Annotated in this window: 9 protein-coding genes; all 9 read right to left on the bottom strand. The window is 75.9% G+C overall.

Translation table 11 applies throughout. The features are described 5' to 3' along the window. Positions 1–3 precede the first annotated feature (3 nt). The gene (locus tag E4U92_RS29090; protein ID WP_137303417.1) at positions 4–1,296 is read right to left on the bottom strand and encodes a methylaspartate mutase; all 1,293 of its coding nucleotides are present in this window, start codon (positions 1,294–1,296) and stop codon (positions 4–6) included. Beyond that, positions 1,293–1,826 (bottom strand): cobalamin B12-binding domain-containing protein, encoded by a 534-nt coding sequence (locus tag E4U92_RS29085; protein ID WP_137303416.1) that lies wholly within the window; start codon positions 1,824–1,826, stop codon positions 1,293–1,295. The genes E4U92_RS29090 and E4U92_RS29085 overlap by 4 nt, the downstream gene beginning before the upstream one ends. 217 nt (positions 1,827–2,043) lie before the next feature. After that, positions 2,044–2,247 carry an MbtH family protein gene (locus E4U92_RS29080; protein ID WP_137303415.1) on the bottom strand — a complete coding sequence of 68 codons (204 nt, stop codon included), beginning with the start codon at positions 2,245–2,247 and terminating at the stop codon, positions 2,044–2,046. Between the two features lie 3 nt (positions 2,248–2,250). Next, a complete protein-coding gene (locus tag E4U92_RS29075) occupies positions 2,251–9,657 on the bottom strand; it encodes a non-ribosomal peptide synthetase (RefSeq protein ID WP_137303414.1) in 7,407 nt (2,468 codons plus the stop codon). Between the two features lie 213 nt (positions 9,658–9,870). After that, entirely contained in the window at positions 9,871–14,424 is a 4,554-nt protein-coding gene (locus tag E4U92_RS29070) for a condensation domain-containing protein (protein WP_137303413.1), read from the bottom strand. Beyond that, the gene (locus tag E4U92_RS29065) at positions 14,421–16,322 is read right to left on the bottom strand and encodes a non-ribosomal peptide synthetase (protein ID WP_229863400.1); all 1,902 of its coding nucleotides are present in this window, start codon (positions 16,320–16,322) and stop codon (positions 14,421–14,423) included. Before E4U92_RS29065 ends, E4U92_RS29070 begins: the two co-directional genes overlap by 4 nt. Further along, positions 16,256–17,308 carry a TauD/TfdA family dioxygenase gene (locus E4U92_RS29060; protein ID WP_137303412.1) on the bottom strand — a complete coding sequence of 351 codons (1,053 nt, stop codon included), beginning with the start codon at positions 17,306–17,308 and terminating at the stop codon, positions 16,256–16,258. The genes E4U92_RS29065 and E4U92_RS29060 overlap by 67 nt, the downstream gene beginning before the upstream one ends. Positions 17,309–17,379: 71 nt before the next feature. Beyond that, positions 17,380–18,180, bottom strand: coding sequence for a thioesterase II family protein (locus tag E4U92_RS29055; RefSeq protein ID WP_137303411.1), 801 nt, complete (start codon positions 18,178–18,180; stop codon positions 17,380–17,382). Between the two features lie 78 nt (positions 18,181–18,258). Beyond that, a partial coding sequence (locus E4U92_RS29050; protein ID WP_241681786.1) for a phosphopantetheine-binding protein occupies positions 18,259–18,757 on the bottom strand: 499 nt, incomplete at its 5' end.

Here is an 18,757-nt window from a genome sequence, read left to right as displayed (position 1 = left end):
GTCTCATCGGTCGTATCGGAGTGCCACGCTGTTCAGGGCGGTCAGCAGCCCTGCCGAGGTCATGACCTCGTGACCGCCCGGCGGGCCGTCGGCGGTGAGGGGCATCGCGCCCACGGACGACCAGCGCAGCCGGCCGGAGGCGTCGACGACGCTGCGGGCGCGTCCCGCGTTGTCGGGGTGCAGGCAGTAGGGGACGTCCAGCAGGCCGTGCGCGAACGCGGTGCGCAGCGCCAGACCGACGTCGGGGGAGAGGTCGAGCACCGCCTCCACCAGGGCCCGCGCCTCGGCGTGCACCTCGGAGTCGGCCGGCGGCACGCATCGCGGTGTCCGTCCGTCCCGCAGCCGGGCGGCGGCGAGTTCGGCCGCGGTGCCCGCCGACTCCAGGGCGCCGATGTTCTCCGCGACCGAGGGGATGCGGTGCGCCTCGGCGGCGGTCTTCACGACGAGCCGCTCCACGCCCGTGCGCACCGCCAGGCGCGCGGAGTCCTCCAGCAGCCGCCGGGCGCCCGGGCCGGTGCGCGGGAACACCCCCATGTAGGTGTAGAGCACCAGGTGCCAGTCGGTGCCGGCGGGCAGGAAGCGCGCGGCCAGCCGGCGCAGCGCCAGCAGGGCGTCCTCGTCCTGCCCGGGGTGGGTCTGCTGCGCGTAGCTGAGCGAGACGCTGCGGATGCCGTGCTGGGTGAAGAACAGCGCCTCCAGCACGCTCACCGCGACCAGCAGGGCGGGCGGGCACAGTTGGCCCAGCAGGCAGCCGCCGAACGTCTCCAGGTGGGGCAGGCGCGGCGCCGGGACGAGCCGGGTCAGCAGCTCGCAGGCGCGGGCCCACTGGTCCACCGACTCGCGCAGCGGTGTGCGGCCGTAGGGCAGGCAGTACGACACCGGACCGCCCTCGGTGGCGTCCAGGCCGGCCCGCGTCATCGCCTTCACGATGGCCGCGGGGCGGGCGGAGCCGTGCCGCACCTGGACGGGGAAGTCCGGGCCGAGCAGGCCGTCCAGCAGCCGCCGGGTCCGCCCGGCGGGCAGGTCCACCAGCGGGTAGCCGTTCAGCGGGAGCCCCGCGCGCAGGGCGCGGCGCACCGCGGCGTGGTCGCCGAGGCGGGTGTAGCTGTCCAGGGTCAGGGTGCCCACGGTGGTGGCGGCGGCGAACCGGGTCCGCTCCAGTCCGTGGCGCATGCGGGCGGGGTCGCCGAACCCCATGCGGGGCTGCACCACCAGGCGCCCGTCGGCGGCCGCGTCGGCGACGAACCGTCCGAACGGCGAGGCCGGTGCGGTGGCGGGGGAGGGGCCGGTGCTCATGCGCGGCTCCCCCCGGTCGGCGCGCCGGCGGTGGCACGGGTGCGGGCACCGAGGTCGGCGGTGGCGCCGGCGCGGACGCCGAGGTCGGCGGTGGTGCGGGTCGGCGCGCTGTGGCCGGCGAGGCCGCCGACCCAGGTGTGGAAGGCGGCGAGGTCGCCGTCGTCGAACACGGCGGTGCAGCCGGCGGCGCGCAGCGCGTCGGCGGCCGCGGCGTCGCGCACACCGTCCACGCCCAGCTTGCCGCCGAGGGCCACCGGGACGGCCGCCAGCGACGGCTCGCGCCGCAGTCGGCGTACGGCCCGCAGGCCGTCCTGGTACCCGTGTCCGTTGACGCTGCCGATCACCACGGCGTCCGGGCGGTGCGTCAGGCACTCCTGGGCGAGCAGCTCCTCCGGGACGCAGGGGCCGAGGTTGGTCACCCGGTGCCCCGCCTCCTCGAGCAGGAGCTGGAGGCAGACCAGGTTCCAGGTGTGCGCGTCGGAGGCGCCGCCGCACACCAGAACGTGGAGGCCGTGCTGCGAATGAACCATGGAATGCTCTCTCCGGGTGACGGGGTGATTTCTCATCTCGCTCTACGAATATAGGAGTTGGGCAGGTTCCGGAACGGTAGTTGGAGCGGCAGGAGTGCGGCAGTGGGAAAGTGCCGTCGGGAGAAGGGAGTCGGGCTCCGGGAAAAGCCGGTGCGGAAAAGGAAAAGGCGGCCGGCGGTGCCGTGGGGCACCGCCGGCCGCCGGCCGGGACGGGGTCTCAGTACTGCGCGAGGAGGCTCTTGGGGCGGATGTCCTGCCAGTGGGCCTCCACGTAGTCCAACGCCTCCTGCCTGCTGCTCTCGCCGAGGGCGACGGTCCATCCGGCGGGCACGGGGGCGAAGGAGGGCCACAGGGAGTGCTGGTCCTCGTGGTTGACCACGACCAGGAACGTGCCGTCGTTGTCGTCGAAGGGGTTCGTCATGGTTCAGTTCCTCTGCTGTGTGTGGGCGACGGTGGAAGAGGTGCGGGAAAGCCTTTCGTCGAGAACGCGGCCGATGTGTTCCAGAGATTCCGGTTCGGCCATCCGCAGGTGGGCGGAATCCACCCGGTGGTTCTCTATCGGGCCCCCGATATAAGGGGCCCATTGGTCGGCGGTGAAAGACGTGGTGTCGCGGTGCCGGTCCGCCGTGAAGAACAGCAGGTCCCCGTCGAAGCGGCGCAGCCGGTGGTGGCGCATCAGCTCGGCGTGGTTCACGGAGGTGCCGACCAGGCGGGTCACCTCGGCGTGGCTGAAGCCGGCCAGCACCGGGTCGCGCTCCTGCAGCAGCCGGGCCGTCTCGGCGGGGTCGAAGCGCAGGTCCTCGTCCGCCGCGTCCTCGTCGACGCCGACGAGGATCTGCAGGATCTCCCGGTCGGTGAGGGGCCGGCCCACGTCCTCGGGGGGCATCGGGTAGACGTCCATCAGCGCCAGGACCTCGACGCGCTCGCCGGCGTCCTGGAGCCGGGTGGCCATCGCGTGGGCGACGTACCCGCCGAACGACCAGCCGAGGAAGCTGTAGGGGCCCTCCGGCTGCACCCGGCGGACGTGCTCCAGGTAGTCCGCGGCCATCTCCTCGATGCTCACGGCCCGGTAGTCGGGGCGGGACAGCGCCCGCGTCTGCAGCGCGTACAGGGGACGGCCGCCGCTCAGGTGCCGGGCCAGGCCCGCGTAGGGCCAGCCCATGCCGGAGCCGGGGTGCACACAGAACAGCGGGCGCAGCGGCGTGCCGGTCTTCGCCTCGCGCAGCGGCAGCAGCACCCCCAGGCTGTCGTCGCCGGCGCCGTCGTCGAGCAGTCCGGCCACGGTCGGCGCCCGGAACAGGTCGCGCACGGTCAGCTCGACGCCGAGGACGGCCCGGGCCCGGCTCATCAGCCGCACCCCGAGCAGCGAATGGCCGCCCAGGTCGAAGAAGTTGTCGTCGATGCCGACCCGGTCGATGCCGAGGACCTCCGCGAAGAGGCCGCACAGGACCTCCTCGCGGGCGTTGCGCGCGGCCCGGCCGTCCGCCGCCGCGATCCGGAGGGGGGCGGGGAGGGCCGCCCGGTCCAGTTTGCCGTTGACGGTCAGCGGCAGCCGGTCCAGGACCAGGACCGCCGACGGCACCATGTGCGCGGGCAGCGCGCGGGCGACCGCCGTGCGCAGCTCGCTCTCGTCCAGCGCGGCGCCCTGCTGGGCGACGACGTAGGCCACGAGCCGCTTGTCGCCGGGCCGGTCCTCGCGGACCAGCACCGCGGCCTGGCCGACCGCCGGGTGCGCGGCGAACGCGGCCTCGATCTCGCCGGGTTCGATGCGGAACCCGCGCAGCTTGACCTGCCCGTCGGCCCGCCCCAGGAAGCGCAGCTCACCGTCGGCCGTCCACGACACCAGGTCACCGGTGCGGTACATGCGCCCGCCGCCGTCCGGGTCGAAGGGGTCGGCGACGAACCGCTCCGCGGTCAGCGCCGAGCGCCGCAGGTAGCCGCGCGCCAGGTGGGAGCCGGCCAGGTACATCTCGCCGGTGGCGCCGGGCGGCACCGGCCGCAGCCGCTCGTCGAGCACGTACACGCGGGTGTTGTCCATCGCCCGGCCGAGGAACACACCGGGCAGCTCGCGGTCGCCGCCGGTCGTCGCGAACCGCTGGTGGTGGGAGGCGAACGTGGCCTCCGTCGGCCCGTACGAGTGCACCACCACGGTGTCCGGGCAGTGCGTGAGGACCCGCTGCAGGGCGACCGGGGAGGCCACGTCGCCGCCCGTCCACACCTCGCGCAGCCGGGCCAGCGTGTCCAGGCCCTCGTCGGCCATGATGTGGAACAGACCCATGGTGAAGTACGCGGCGGTCACCTCGTGCCGCTCCACGGTGCGGGCGAGCTCGGCGACGTCCGCGCCGTCGCCGGGCGCCACCACCAGGCAGCCGCCGTGCAGCAGCGGCACCCACAGCTCGTAGGTGGAGGCGTCGAAGCCGTACGCCGAGTGGACCAGCATGCGGCGGTGGTGGTCCGCGTCCCAGCAGCGGTCCAGGCCGAGCTGGACCACGTTGCGGTGGGTGACGCCGACCCCCTTGGGGCGGCCGGTGGAGCCCGAGGTGAACATGACGTACATCAGGGACTCCACGGGCACCGGCAGCCCGGGATCGGTGTCGGGCACCTCGGGCTCGTGCGGTGCGGGACGCTCGGCGACGAGCACCGTGGTGCCGGCGGCCGCCTCGGCCCGGACCGCGTCGCCGTCGGCCAGGACCGCGTCGGTGAGCAGGACGTGGGCACCGGTCTCCGTCATGATCATGCGCACCCGGGCCGGCGGCAGCTTCGGGTCGACCGGCACGTACGCCGCGCCCGCCTTCAGCACCGCCAGCGTCGCCACCACCAGGTGCTCGGTGCGGTCCATCAGGACGCCCACCGCCGCGTCGCCGTCCGGCGCGCCCTCGCGGACACCGGCGGCCAGCAGGCGGTGCGCCAGCCGGTTGGCACGCCGGTTCAGCTCGGCGTACGTCAGCTCGGTGTCCCCGAACACGACGGCCGGCGCGTCGGGCGTGCGGCGGACCCGCTCCTCGAACAGCTCGTGCGCGCAGCGCTCCGGCAGTCCCGGCACCGCCGTGTCGTTGTACGCGTCGACCAGCGCCCGCCGCCGCGCGGGCGTCAGCGCGTCGAGCTCGTCCACGCGCCGCTCCGGGTCGGCGGCGACCTGGGCGGCGAGGTGCGTGAACACCTCGGTGACCACCTGGGCCGTCGCGGCGTCGAACAGGTCGGTGGCGTACTCCAGCACACCGTCCAGGCCAGCGGGCCGCCCGTCCTCGTCGCGCCGGTCGTGCAGCGCCAGCGTCAGGTCGAACTTGGTGAACTCCGTCGCGAACGGCACGGGCGTGCCGTCCAGCGGCCGCGGGCCGCCGGCGGTGCCCGCCGGTGCCGGGTGGAGCTGGAGCAGGACCTGGGTGAGCGGGTGGTGAGCGGTGGTGCGCTCCGGGTTGAGGTGCTCGACGAGCAGGTCGAAGGGCAGCGTGTCGTGGGCGTAGGCCGCGAGGTCGGTGGTGCGCACCCGCTCCAGCAGCTCGGAGAAGCGCGGCCCGCCCGACACGTCCGTGCGCAGCACCAGCGTGTTCACGAAGAAGCCCACGAGGCCGTCGAGCTGCGGGTCGGCGCGCCCGGCGGTGACCGTGCCGACGGGCAGGTCGTGCCCGGCGCCCAGCCGGCTGAGGGTCACCGCGAACAGGGCGTGCAGCGTCATGAACAGGGTGGCGTCGTGCCGGGCGGCGACGCGGGCCAGGGCCCGGTGGGTGTCCGCGTCCAGCGCGAGCGGCAGCACCGCGCCGCGGCCGCTGGGCTCGGCCGGCCGGGGCCGGTCGGTGGGGAGCTGGAGGACGTCCGGCGCGCCGTCGAGCACCTCGCGCCAGTGCGCGGTCTCGCGGGCCAGCAGGCTGCCCGGGTCGGCGCCGTCGCCGAGGACGTCGTGCTGCCAGAGGGCGTAGTCGGCGTACTGCACCGGCAGCGGCTCCCAGCCGGGCTCCCGTCCCGCGGCGCGGGCCTCGCAGGCGGTGGCGAGGTCGTCGAGGAGCCGGTCCAGGGACCAGCCGTCGGCGGCGATGTGGTGCACGACCAGCACCAGCGTCTGGGTGCCGTGTTCGTCGGTGTAGAGGCGCGACCGCAGGGGCGGTTCGGCGGCCAGGTCGAAGGTGTGCCGGGTGTCCCGGTGGACCAGGTCTCCCAACTCCTCGATGGTGGTGCGGTGGTGGGCGAAGTCCGGGACGAGGTGGGCGTGCACCCGCTGCGCGGGACGGCCGTCGGTGTCGGCGTACGTGGTGCGCAGCGTCTCGTGCCGCCGGGTCAGGTCGTCCAGGGCCAGGCCGAGGACGGCGGGGTCCAGCGGCCGGTCGAGGCGCAGCACCAAGGGGATCGTGTAGCCGGGGCCGGGCCCCTGGAGCTGGTCGATGAACCACAGCCGCCGCTGCGCGTGGGAGAGCGGCAGGACCGCGGGGCGCGCCGCGCGGGCGGTCAGCGACGGCAGCCGGGTGCCGCTGTCGCCGTCGACCCGCCGGGCGAGCGCCCGGGGCGTCGGGGCGAGGAACAGGTCCCGGACGGTGAGGGAGGCGCCCAGCACCGTGCGCACGCGGTGGACCAGCCGGATGCCGAGCAACGAGTGGCCGCCGATCCGGAAGAAGTTGTCCTGCGGGCCCACGTGTTCACGCCCGAGGACGTCGGCGAACAGACCGCACAGGATCTCCTCGCCGGGTGTACGGCAGTCCGTACCGCCCGACGCGGCGGCGAGGGTGTCGCGGCCCCGGGAGGCGGCGGCCTCGGCGAGCCGTTCGCGCCGTCCGCGCAGCCCGCGCGCCTCATCCTCCGACAGCGGTGCGGCGGCGGGGCCCGACGGGTCGTCGGCGAGGGCCGTCAGGGCGCGGACCAGCAGGTCGAGCAGGAGCCGCGCCGTGGGCTCCTCGAACAGGTCGGACGCGTACTGCAGCCACACCTCCACGCCCTGCGCGGCACCGTGTGCGTCCCGCACCTCCACGCAGGAGGCGCTCAGGTCGAACTTCGCCGTCTCCGTCCCGGCCGGCAGGACCTCGCCCTCGGCCGCGCCGAGCCGCACCCCGTCCTCGCCGCCGGACGCCGTCTGGACGGTGAGCATCACCTGGAAGAACGGGTGGTGGGCGAGGGAGCGTTCGGGGTTGAGGTGTTCGACGAGGAGGTCGAAGGGCAGGTCGTCGTGGGCGTAGGCGGCCAGGTCGGTGTCCCGGACGCGGGCGAGGAGGTCGGTGAAGGAGGGGGCGCCGGACAGGTCGGTGCGCAGCACCAGGGTGTTGACGAAGAAGCCCACCACGTCGTCCAGCGCCTCGTCGGAGCGGCCCGCGACCGGCGTGCCGACGGCGACGTCCTCGCCGCACCCGGCCGCCGCGAGGGCGGTCGCCAGCGCCGTGTGGACGGCCATGAACAGGCTCGCCCCCTGCGCGGCGCACACCTGGAGCAGCCGGGCGTGCGTCCCCGCGTCCAGCCGTGCACCCAACGTGGCTCCGCGGAAGGTGGGTTCGGCGGGCCGCGGCCGGTCCGCCGGGAGGTCCGTGACGTCCGGCAGCCCCTCCAGCGCGGCCCGCCAGAAGCCGAGCCGGCGGGCCAGGACACTGGCCGGATCCTGCGGGTCGCCGAGCATGTCGTGCTGCCAGAGGGTGTAGTCGGCGTACTGCACCGGCAGGGGTTCCCAGGTGGGCGCCTGCCCCGCCGTACGGGCCGTGTACGCGTCGACGAGGTCACGCAGGAGCGGCCGCAGGGACCAGCCGTCGGTGGCGACGTGGTGCATCAGCAGGACGAGGACCGAGCCGGGGCCGTCGGTGCCCGTGCCTGTGTCCGTCTCCGCGCCCGCGCCCGTGAAGAGCCGTACCCGCAGCGGCAGATCACGGGTGATGTCGAACGGTGCGGCGGTGAACTCCTCGACGCGCGCGTCCCGTGCGGCTCCGTCCCGCCCGCACGCCACCACGTGGAAGTCCACGGGCGCGTCGGGCGGCGCGATCCGCTGGTACGGCTCGCCGTCCGGGCCGGCCGGCAGGGTGGTGCGCAGGCTCTCGTGGCGCGCCACCACGTCCCGCACGGCCGCCTCCAGCGCCACCGGGTCCGGCACCCGGTCGAAGCGGATCACCACGGGCACGCTGTAGGTGTCCGAGGGCCCCTCCAGCCGGTTCAGGAACCACAGCCGCCGCTGGGCGTACGAGAGGGGGACGCGCTCCTCGTCGGAATCCAAGTCGACGTCTGCCGGGGCAAGCTCGTCGGTGGACGGGGCGGGTGCCGGGGGAGCGGCGTTCACCCGCACCTGGCGCAGCAGCGCCCGGTCGGTCTTGCCGGTGCTGGTGCGCGGCAGCGCGGCGATCCCGTGGAGCGTGCCGGGCACGGCCTGCGACGGCAGCCGGTCGGCCAGGTGGGCGCGGAGGTCGTCGGCCAGGTCCGCGGGCAGCGGGGCCGGTGTCGCCGTGGGGGCCGGCACGCGGGCCGCGCGGGCCGACGGCACGACGAAGGCGACCAGGGCGCGGTCCCCGTCCGGCAGCAGCGGGGCGACCACGGCCGCCTCCCGCACCGCCGGGTGCTCCGACAGCACCGCCTCCACGGCGGCCGGGTCGATGCGGTGCCCGCTGATCTTCACCTCGTCGTCCCGGCGCCCGCGGTGCAGGAGCTGCCCGTCCGCCGCCAGCCCGGCGAGGTCCCCGGTGCGGTAGGCGGGCGCGCCGTCGAGGGTGGTGAAGCGCTCGGCGGTGAGCGCGGGACGCCCGAGGTAGCCGTCGGACAACTGGGGGCCCTGGAGCCACAGTTCGCCCTCGATGACGGCCGCCCGGATGCCCGGCAGCGGACGCCCGATCGGCACCGGGCCGCCCGGGTGGCCTGTCAGGTCGGCGACCGTGGCGACCACGGTGGTCTCCGTCGGCCCGTAGGTGTTCAGCAGCCGGACCCCGTCGCCCACGGCGCGGCACCAGCGGGTGACGTGCTCGGGCAGGGCGGCCTCCCCGCCGATCAGGACGGTGCGCACCGACGCCGGCAGCGCGGCCGTGCCGTCCGCCAGCACCTCGGTGAGCTGCCGCCAGTACGCGGTGGGCAGGTCCAGCACGGTGATGCCGTGCGCGGCGCACCCGGCGGCCAGCGCCGGCACGTCCAGCATGTCCTCGCCGCGCAGCACCAGGGTGCCGCCGGCGCACAGCGTCACGAAGATCTCCTCGACGCTCGCGTCGAAGTGCAGCGGGGCGAACTGCAGGACCCGGTCGTCGGCGCCGATGCCGTAGGCCCGCGCCGCGACCGTGGCGAAGTGGTCGAGGGCCGCGCGGCCCACCGGCACCCCGTTCGGCGTCCCGGTCGAGCCCGAGGTGTACATGACGTAGGCGGTACCGGGGGGCACCGGGCGGCCGGGCAGCACGGTCTCGCCGGGGCGGGCGACCGGAGGCTCGGCCGGCTCACCGGGCGGGGTGTCGCGCGGGTCCGGCAGGCCGTCGGCCCCGGCCGCGCACACGTCGGCGAGGATCGCGGCGGTGCGGGCCGCGGGGGCGTTCACGTCGAGCGGCAGGTACGCGGCGCCGGCCCGCAGGGTCGCGAGGATCGCGGTGACGGCCTCGATGCCCCGCGGCCTGCGCACGGCCACCAGACGTCCGGGGCCCGCCCCCTGCTCCCGCAGCCGCTCCGCCTTGCGCGCGACCGCGTCGGCCAGTTCGCCGTAGGTCAGCCGCACCCCGGGGCGGGAGGCGTCGACCACGGCGGTGCGGTCCGGCGTGGCCTCGGCGTGCGCGGCGATCAGGTCGAGCACGGGGCGGGGCGGCACGGCCGGGGCGCCGCCGTCCACGACGGCGGACGGCCGCGGCGCGGCCCGGCCGGGCGCGCTGCCGGTCGTGGTCACCGTGGTGCCGGATGGGGGCATCGCGCTTCCTCCTGACGGTTCGACGGGCGACGGCTGCCGCTGTGACGAGGCTAGGTACGGCCACGGACCCGGAACGGCAGGAGCAGCGGCAGGTACAGGGGCGGCAGTCGGCTCCACCCGGTGCCGCCTCCCGGTGCGCGCACGCGCGGGGAGGCGGACCCGGCAGTGGGTCCGCCTCCCCCGGGGGGCGTGCCGCGCGAGGCGGCCCGAGGGCTAGCGGCCGGCGCCGGCGCGGGCACGTCGCCGCAGCGGCGGCGGGGCGGCCTCGGTGGTGCCGGCCGTACGGAGGTGCTCCGCCAGCCGGGCCGGGGTCGGGGCCTGGAACACGTCGCGCAGGCTCAGCCGCACCCCGAGCACGGAGGTGACCCGGTTGACCAGCCGCACCGCGAGCAGGGACTGGCCGCCGACGCGGAAGAAGTTGTCCCCGGCCGCCACCGGCCGGCCGCCCAGCACCTCGGAGAACAGGCCGCGCAGCACCTCGGTGCGCGGATCGTCCCCCGCGCCGTCCGAGGACCGTGCGGAGGCTCCGGGGGCGGGCAGCGCCGCCAGGTCGACCCGGCCGTCCGGTGTGCGCGGCAGCGCGGGCATCGTGACGACCGCGGACGGCAGCGCGTACTCCGGCACCTCCCGCGCGAGAGCCGCCCGTACGGCGGCTTCGTCCACACCCGTTCCCGGCCGCGCGGCCCGGGCGCCGACGACGTAGGCCGTGACGCCGGGCCCGCCCTGGCGGGCGGTCACCACGGCGTCCGTGACGTCCGGCAGGCCCAGCAGGGCGTCCCGCACCGCCTCGGTGTCCACGGGCAGCCCGGCGACCCGGACCCGCTCACCGGGGCGGCCGAGGAACCGCAGCGTCCCGTCGGCGGTGCGCCGCGCCCACCGCCCGGTCCGCAGCAGCGTCGCACCGGGCGCGCCCAGCGGGTCGGCCACGACGGTGACGGCGGTCGCGCCGGCCCGGCCCGCGACGCCGTACACGCTCCCGGACGCCGGTACGTACACCTCTCCCGGCACCCCGTCGGGCACGGGCCGCAGGCGGTCGTCGAGCAACCGCACCGGGCCGTCGCCCCCCGCCGTACGGTGCGCCCCGCTGTCCGCCCGCCCGTCGCCGTGCGCCGCACCGGCGGGGCCGCCGAGCAGCCCGGACCACAGGGCCAGGGAGAAGTCGGCCGAGGTGACGGGCGCATCGGCCGCCCCGGTGCCGCCCCGGGCCACGGCGGCGGCCAGCGCCCGGTGCGTGACGAGCACCGGTGCCGGGGCGCCGTCGGGCCCGGTGACGTGGTGGACGCAGGCGACGTCGTCCCCGTACGCCCGACCGGCGTACGGGGCGGACTCCTCCGGTGCCGGCGCCTCGGCCTCCGCCACCACGTCCGCCTCGGTCAGCACCAGGTGGGCCCCGGCGTCCCGCGCCACGGCCGCGTCACCCAGGACGTACCCGGCCCCGCAGCGCAGCACCGCGAGCACGGCCACGGCCAGCGGCTCCCCGGGAGCCATGCGCAGGCCCACCAGCGACCCGGGCCGCACCCCGCGCCGCCGCAGTCGTGCGGCCGATCGCTGGGAACGCGAGGCCAGTTCGACGCGGCTCACCCGTGCGCCGTCGTGGCCGACGGGGAAGGCGGGACTGTCCGGCGCGGCGGCCGCACGGGCGTCGAACAGGTCGGTCAGCGACGGCACGGGCCGCCCGTGCGGCCTCCCGCCCTCGGTGCTTCCGTCGTCCCCGTCCGTGACGGGGCCGATGAGCCCCAGGTCCGCGACGCGCCGGTCGGGATCGGCCGCCACCTCCTCGGCGATGCTCACGAACCGCTCGACGATCAGACGGGCGGTGCCGGGGTCGAAGAGGTCGGTGGCGTACTCCAGGACGCCGTCCAGCCCCGCGGGCCGGCCGTCGGCGTCGCGCCGGTCGTGCAGGGCCAGCGTCAGGTCGAACTTGGCCCGGCCGGTGTCCACGGGCACGGGCGTGCCGTCCAGGGGCCTCGGGCCGGCGGTGGCGCCGGCCGGGGCGGGGTGGAGCTGGAGGACGACCTGGGTGAGGGGGTGGTGGCTGGTGGTGCGGTGCGGGTTGAGGTGCTCGACGAGCAGGTCGAAGGGCAGGGTGTCGTGGGCGTAGGCCGTGAGGTCGGTGGTGCGGACCCGGGCGAGGAGTTCGCGGAAGGTCGGGTCTCCGTCCGTGCGGGTGCGCAGGACCAGGGTGTTGACGAAGAAGCCCACCAGCCGGTCCAGTCGGGGGTCGCTCCGCCCCGCCGTCACGGTGCCGATGGGCAGGTCGTGCCCGGCGCCGAGGCGGGTGAGGGTGACGGCCAGCAGGGCGTGCACCGTCATGAACAGCGTGGCGTCGTTCTGCGTGCTGACGCGGACCAGGGCCTCGTGCGCCGACGCCCCGAGGGCCACCCGGGCGAGGGCTCCGCGCTGCGTCGGCCGGGCCGGCCGGGGCCGGTCGGTGGGCAGGTCGATCAGGTGCGGCGCGCCGTCGAGTTCGCGCTTCCAGTGGGCGGTCTCCCGGGACAGCAGGCTCTCGGGGTCGGCGCCGTCGCCGAGGATCTCGTGCTGCCAGAGGGCGTAGTCGGCGTACTGCACCGGCAGCGGTGCCCAGCCCGGGGCGTGGCCCGCGGCCCGGGCCCGGTAGGCGGTGTCGAGGTCGTCGAGGAGCCGGTCCAGGGACCAGCCGTCGGCGGCGATGTGGTGCAGCACCAGCACCAGCGTCTGGGAGCCGTGCTCGTCCGTGTAGAGGCGGGAGAGCAGCGGCGGTTCGGCGGCCAGGTCGAAGGCGTGCCGGGTGTCGAGGCGGATCCGTTCCGTCAACTTTTCGGCAGTGGTGCGCACATGGCGGTGCCGGACGACGACCGGGTCCACGTGGACGGTCTGCTGCGGGCGCCCGCCGGACGCCGCGTACGTGGTCCGCAGGATCTCGTGGCGGGCCACCACGTCGCCCAGGGCGGCGTGCAGCGCGCCGGGGTCCAGCGGCCGGCGCAGGGAGAGCACCACCGGCACGTTGTAGGCGGGTCCGGAGCCCTGGAGCTGGTCGACGAGCCACAGGCGGCGCTGGGCGTGCGACAGCGGCAGCACCGCCGGGCGCGGCCGGTACGGCGTCAGCGGCGGGACCGTGGCACCGTCGGGCCCGGACAGCCGTCGGCTGAGGGCGTGCGGGGTGGGCGCCAGGAACAGGTCGCGGATGGTCAGGGAGGCGCCCAGCACGGTGCGGATGCGGTGGGTGAGGCGGATGCCCAGCAGCGAATGGCCGCCGGTGCGGAAGAAGTTGTCGTGCGGCCCCACCCGGTCGCGGCCCAGCAGGTCCGCGAAGAGCCCGCACAGGATCTCCACCCGGGGGTCCGCGGGGTCGCCCACCCCGGCCGCGCCGTCCGTCTCCGGTGCCGACGCACCGGCGGGGGGCCTCCCCGTACGGGCGGGCAGCCCCCGCAGGGCGCGCTGTTCCTCCGGCCCCAGGGGTGCGGCCGCCGGGGCCGAGGGGTCGTCGGCCAGGGCCGTGAGGGTGCGCACGAACAGGTCGAGCAGCAGCCGGGCCGTGGACTCCTCGAACAGGTCCGTCGCGTACTGCAGCCAGACGTCGAGGCCGCCCTGCCGGCCGTCGGCGGACGGCATCTCCGCGCAGAAGAACGTCAGGTCGAACTTGGTGGTCCGCAGCTCCACCGGTTCGACGCGCGGCGTCAGACCGCCCAGCGACGGCCCCTTCTCCTCCTCGGGGGCCGTCTGGAGGGTGAGCATGACCTGGAAGAAGGGGTGGTGGGCGAGGGAGCGTTCGGGGTTGAGGTGTTCGACGAGGAGGTCGAAGGGCAGGTCGTCGTGGGCGTACGCGGCGAGGTCGGTGTCGCGGACCCGGGTGAGGAGGTCGGCGAAGCGGGGGGCGCCGGACAGGTCGGTCCGCAGCACCAGGGTGTTGACGAAGAAGCCGACCAGGTCGGCCAGGTCCTCCTCCGGCCGGCCCGCGACCGCCGTGCCGAGGGCCACGTCCTCGGTGCCGGCCGCCGCGCCGAGCGCGACCGCCAGCGCCGTCTGCACCGCCATGAACAGGCTCGCGCCCCGGCCCCGGGCCACGGCGGCCAGCCGCCGGTGCGTGTCCCGGTCCAGCCGCGCGGTGACCGTCGCGCCGCGCCCGCTGGGCTCGGCGGGCCGCGGCCGGTCGCAGGGCAGGTCCAGCACCGCGGGCGCACCCTCCAACTCCGCTCTCCAGTGCACGAGTTGCTCGGCGGCCACGCTCGCCGGGTCCTGCGGGTCGCCGAGCATGTCGTGCTGCCACAGGGAGTAGTCGGCGTACTGGACCGGCAGCGGCTCCCACGCGGGGGCGTGTCCTGCCACACGGGCCGTGCAGGCGTCGGCCAGGTCGCGCAGGAGGGGGCGCACGGACCAGCCGTCGGTGGCGACGTGGTGCAACAGCAGCACCAGGGCCGACCCGTGGGCGCCCGGGGCGGTGAACAGCCTGACCCGCAGCGGCAGGTCACGGGTGACGTCGAACGGCTCGTGCACGAAGGCGCGCACCGCCGTGTCCACACCGCCGTCGCCGTCGCACTCCACCACGGCGAGGTCCACGGGCGCGTCGGGCGGCGCGATCCGCTGGTACGGCTCGCCGTCCGGGCCGGCCGGCAGGGTGGTGCGCAGGCTCTCGTGGCGCGCCACCACGTCCCGCACGGCCGCCTCCAGGACCACCGGGTCGGGCACGCCGTCGAGGCGGAGCACCACCGGCGCGTTGTACGCCGCCGACGGCCCCTGGAGCCGGTTGAGGAACCACAGCCGCCGCTGCGCGTACGACAGCGGGATCATGTGCGCACCTCCGTCCCGCCGGCCGGACCCGCGGCCAGGGCGCCCTCGATCTGCGCGGCCAGGTCCCGCAGCCGGGGGTGGGCGTACACCGTCTTCACGGGCAGGCTCACCCCGAGTTCGGCCTTCACGCGGGACACCAGCTTGATGGCGAGCAGCGAGTGACCGCCCAGCTTGAAGAAGTTGCTGTCGGCGGTGAGCGTCCGCACGCCGAGCACCGACGACCACACCCGGGCGATCAGCTCCTCGGCCCGCCCGGCCGGCAGGTCGGCGGCCGACGCGCGGGACTCCTCGGGCGGCTCGGGCAGCGGCAGGGCGGCCCGGTCCAGCTTGCCGTTGGCGGTGGTCGGGAAGCGGTCCACGGCGACCAGCGCGGACGGCACCATGTACGCGGGCAGACGCCCGGCCAGGTGGGCGCGGAGCGCGTCGGCGGCCGACGGCGCACCGGTCCGGTAGTACGCCACCAGACCCGGGGCGCCGTGCAGGTCGTCCACGAGGACCACCACGGCCTCCGCCACCGACGGGTGCGCGGCGAGCTGGGCGCGGATCTCGTCGAGCTCGATCCGGTGACCGCGCAGCTTGACCTGGCCGTCACCGCGGCCCAGGTACTCCAGCCGCCCGTCGGGCCGGCGCACGCACCGGTCGCCCGTGCGGTACATCCGCTCACCCGCCCCGCCCGCCGGGTCCGCGACGAAGCGCTCGGCGGTCAGCCCCGGACGGTTGCGGTAACCGCGGCCCACCCGCGGGCCCGCCAGGTACAGCTCACCGGGGGTGCCGTCGGGGACCGGCCGCAGCCGCTCGTCCAGCAGCCGGACCCGCAGTCCGGGCAGCGCGCGGCCGATGTGCGGGGCCGCGTCCGCACCGATCCAGCCGGCCGTGGCGTCGACCGTGCACTCCGTCGGCCCGTACAGGTTGACGGCCCGCAGCCGGCCCGCGTCGGCGTGCTCCGCGATGCGCCGCCACAGGGCGGGGCCGATCGCCTCGCCGCCGATCAGCAGGGTCAGCGGACCGCCCTCGGCTCCCGGGGCCGGTGCGGTCGAGGCCGCCAGCCGGTCGATCACCGGGTCGGCGTGCGAGGGGGTGATGTCCAGGTCCGTCAGACGCTGCTCCCCGACGCAGCGGACGAGCAGGTCGGGGTCGGCACGGGTCTCCTCGTCGATCATCACGAGGGTGTCGCCGCGGCACAGCCGCACCCACTGCTGCACCGAGGCGTCGAAGGACGGCGAGGCGTTCCAGCCCACCCGCCCCTGGCCGGGCCGCACGATGCCCGTGGCCGGCGACTCCAGCTCCGTGAGGAGGGCCGCCGCCGCGGCCCGGGTGATCTCCACGCCCTTGGGACGGCCGGTGGAGCCGGAGGTGAAGATGACGTACGCGAGCGCGTCACCCGGCACCGGCACCGGACCCGCGGGGCTCTCCTCGAGACCGTCGGCCGCGGCCAGTTCGGCGAACGGCACGTGTGCGGCCGTCCCCTCGCCGGATCCGCCGACCACCAGGTCGGCCGCCGCGTCCGCCAGGAGCTGGCGGCGGCGCTCGGCGGGGAGCCGCGGGTCGACCGGCAGATAGGCCGCGCCCGCGGTGAGCGTGCCGATCAGCGCGCTCACCAGGTCCGCGCCGCGCGGCAGACCCAGCGCCACCACGCTCTCCCGGCCGACGCCCCGCGCCGCCAGGCGGCGGGCGATCCGGCCGGCCTCCGCGCGCAGCGCGCCGAAGGTGAGGGTGCGGTCGGCCGCGACGACGGCGATCCGGTCCGCGGGGACGCGCGCCAGGCGCGCGATCAGGTCGTCGTCGGCGAGGGCCTGCCCGGGCCGCACGGCGGTCATGACCGTCATCGCCGTCACCGCCCGCTCGTGGCGCGGGAACCGGCCGGCGTGCCCGTCGCCGGGGCCACCGTGGGGCGGCACGCGTCCAGCGACACCGGGTCGCCCATGGCGACGAGGATCTTGCGGTCGCCCCGGAAGGCCTCCCGTCCGTGCGCGCACAGGATGTTGTCCACCAGCATGAGGTCGCCCGGCTGCCAGGTCTCGCGGACCGTGACACGGTCGTACACCGCGTTCACCGCGTCGACCTCCTCACGGGTGAGCGGCGAGCCGTCCCCCAGGTAGGTGGCGAACGGCAGGCCGTCCGGACCGTACGTCTCCGTGAGCACCTCGCGGATGTCCTCGTCGAGCGTCCACTGGTTCCAGAAGGCGAAGTGGTTGAACCAGACCCGCTCACCCGTCACCGGGTGCGTGACGACCGCCGAGCGGACCTGACGGGTGCGCAGCGCCCCGTCCTCCAGCCACTCGTGCCCGATCGTGTTCTGCCGGCAGTACTCCTCGACCTCGGCCTCGTCGTCGGTCGCGAAACTCTTGTACCAGGGCAGTCCGGCCAGCTCGGAGAAGTTGCGCACCAGCAGCCAGCCGGCCGCCTCGAAGCGCTCCCTGAGCTCCGTCGGAAGCTGCCGCAGCGCCTCCCGCATGTCGCCCACGGTCGTGGCGCCGCCCTCCTCGGGCGCCGTGAGGCAGCAGAACAGCAGGGTGCCGGGGAAGTCGAGCGTGTAGCTGTTCTCGTTGTGCAGCCGGATCGGCTGCACGGCCGGCAGGTCGGTGGAGGAGAAGACTCCCTCGCCGAAGTCGGTACGGGGAGTGGCCTTCTCCTTGTAACCGGCCCGCTGCTCGATCAGTACGTCGCGGGCGGCGGCGAAGTCGGCGGCCGACCGCACCGGCAGGCCCCGCACCAACAGGGCGCCGGAGCGCAGCAGTTCCTCCCTGACGGCCGTCCGGTGGGCGCGCAGCCAGTCGAGGGCACTGTCCAGGCCGGACAGCTCGGGCGCACGCAGGACGACGGGCGCGCCGGGGGTGCGGACCAGGTCGAGGTCCACGACGGAGCCGTGGGGGTCGGTGGGCATGACATCTCCTCAGGTGTCGGGAGCGGTGACGCGGGGGTGTGGTTGCGGGGCGGGCGAAGGACGGCGGAGGGTCAGACCAGCGCCCCCCGGCCGGTGCTGGCGGACGCCCGGTCGAGGACGTCCTCGAGCAGGGCGAAGAAGCGCTCGCCCTGCTGCTGGAAGTAGAAGTGGCCGCCCGGCAGCGTCGCCGTCGAGCACGGTCCGTCGGTCACCTCCGACCAGCGGCCGAGGGCGGACACCGGCACGATCGGGTCCTCCCGGCCGCCGATCACCGTCACCGGGCAGGACAGCAACCGGGCGGGCCCCTCGTGGCGGTAGTCGTCGTCCAGGGCGAAGTCCGCCCGCAGGGACGGCAGGACGATCTCGCGCAGCTCGGGCTCGTCGAGGACGCCGTCCTCGGTGCCGCCACGCTCCTTGATGGCGGCGACCAGTTCGTCGTCGGTGAGCCGGTCCGGGTACACCTTGGCCGGGTTGGGCAGGAACGGCGCCCGGCAGGCGGACACGACGAGGGCACGCGGCGGCCGGCCGGCCGCCGTCAGCGCCCGGGCCACCTCGAACGCCACCAGCGACCCCATGCTGTGCCCGAGGACCACCAGGTCGTCGGCGTCCTCCGGCAGGGCGTGCACCACGGGCCCCGCGAGGTCCGCCATCGTGGTGGGCAGCGGCTCGGCGAACCGCGCGCCGCGCCCCGGGTACTGGCCGATCAGCAGCCGCACCTCGTCCGGCAGGGCGTCCCGCCAGGGGGCGTAGGCGTGGGCGTTGCCGCCCGCGTGGGGCAGGACCAGCAGGGACAGCCGGTGCCCGGAGCCCGTCTCGGGCAGGCGCCAGACGACGTCCTCGTCCGGGCACGGCGCGGGCAGGGCATGACTCATCTCGGACTCCGTTCACACAAGGGATGGACACGGTGGAACACGGTGGAACAGGGGGAGGGCGAAGAGGCCCGGGCGGGCTCAGGACTGCGGGAGCAGCGCGCCCGCCGACGTCCGCCGGCGCAGCGCCGGCCGGGCGCGCCGGACGGCCGGCCCGCCGTCGGGGCCGTCCCGCAGCGCGTCGATGCGGGTGGTGAGGTCGGCGACCGTCGGTGCCTGGAAGACGTCGCGGACGGTGAGGCGGGTGTCAAGGGTGTGGTTGGCGCGGTGGGTGAGGCGGGCGGCGAGCAGGGAGTGTCCGCCGAGGTCGAAGAAGTCGTCGTCGAGGGTGACCGGACGGCCGGTGTTCAGCACCTCCGCGAACAGCTCGCACAACAGCCGCTCACGGTCGGTGCGCGGCGCCCGGCCCGGCTCGCCGACCGCGAAGCGCGGCGCCGGCAGCGCCCGCACGTCGAGCTTGCCGTTCGGCGTGAACGGCAGCCGCTCCAGCACCGTGAACGCGGCCGGGACCATGTAGTGCGGCAGCCGGTCCCGCAGCCACGACCGCACCTGCCGGGTGTCGAGGTCGGTTCCGGGTGGG

Source organism: Streptomyces galbus (assembly GCF_005280195.1).
GTDB lineage: Bacteria > Actinomycetota > Actinomycetes > Streptomycetales > Streptomycetaceae > Streptomyces > Streptomyces galbus.
The sequence above is the reverse complement of the archived record's forward strand: the minus strand, read 5'-3'. Positions and strand labels throughout refer to the sequence as shown.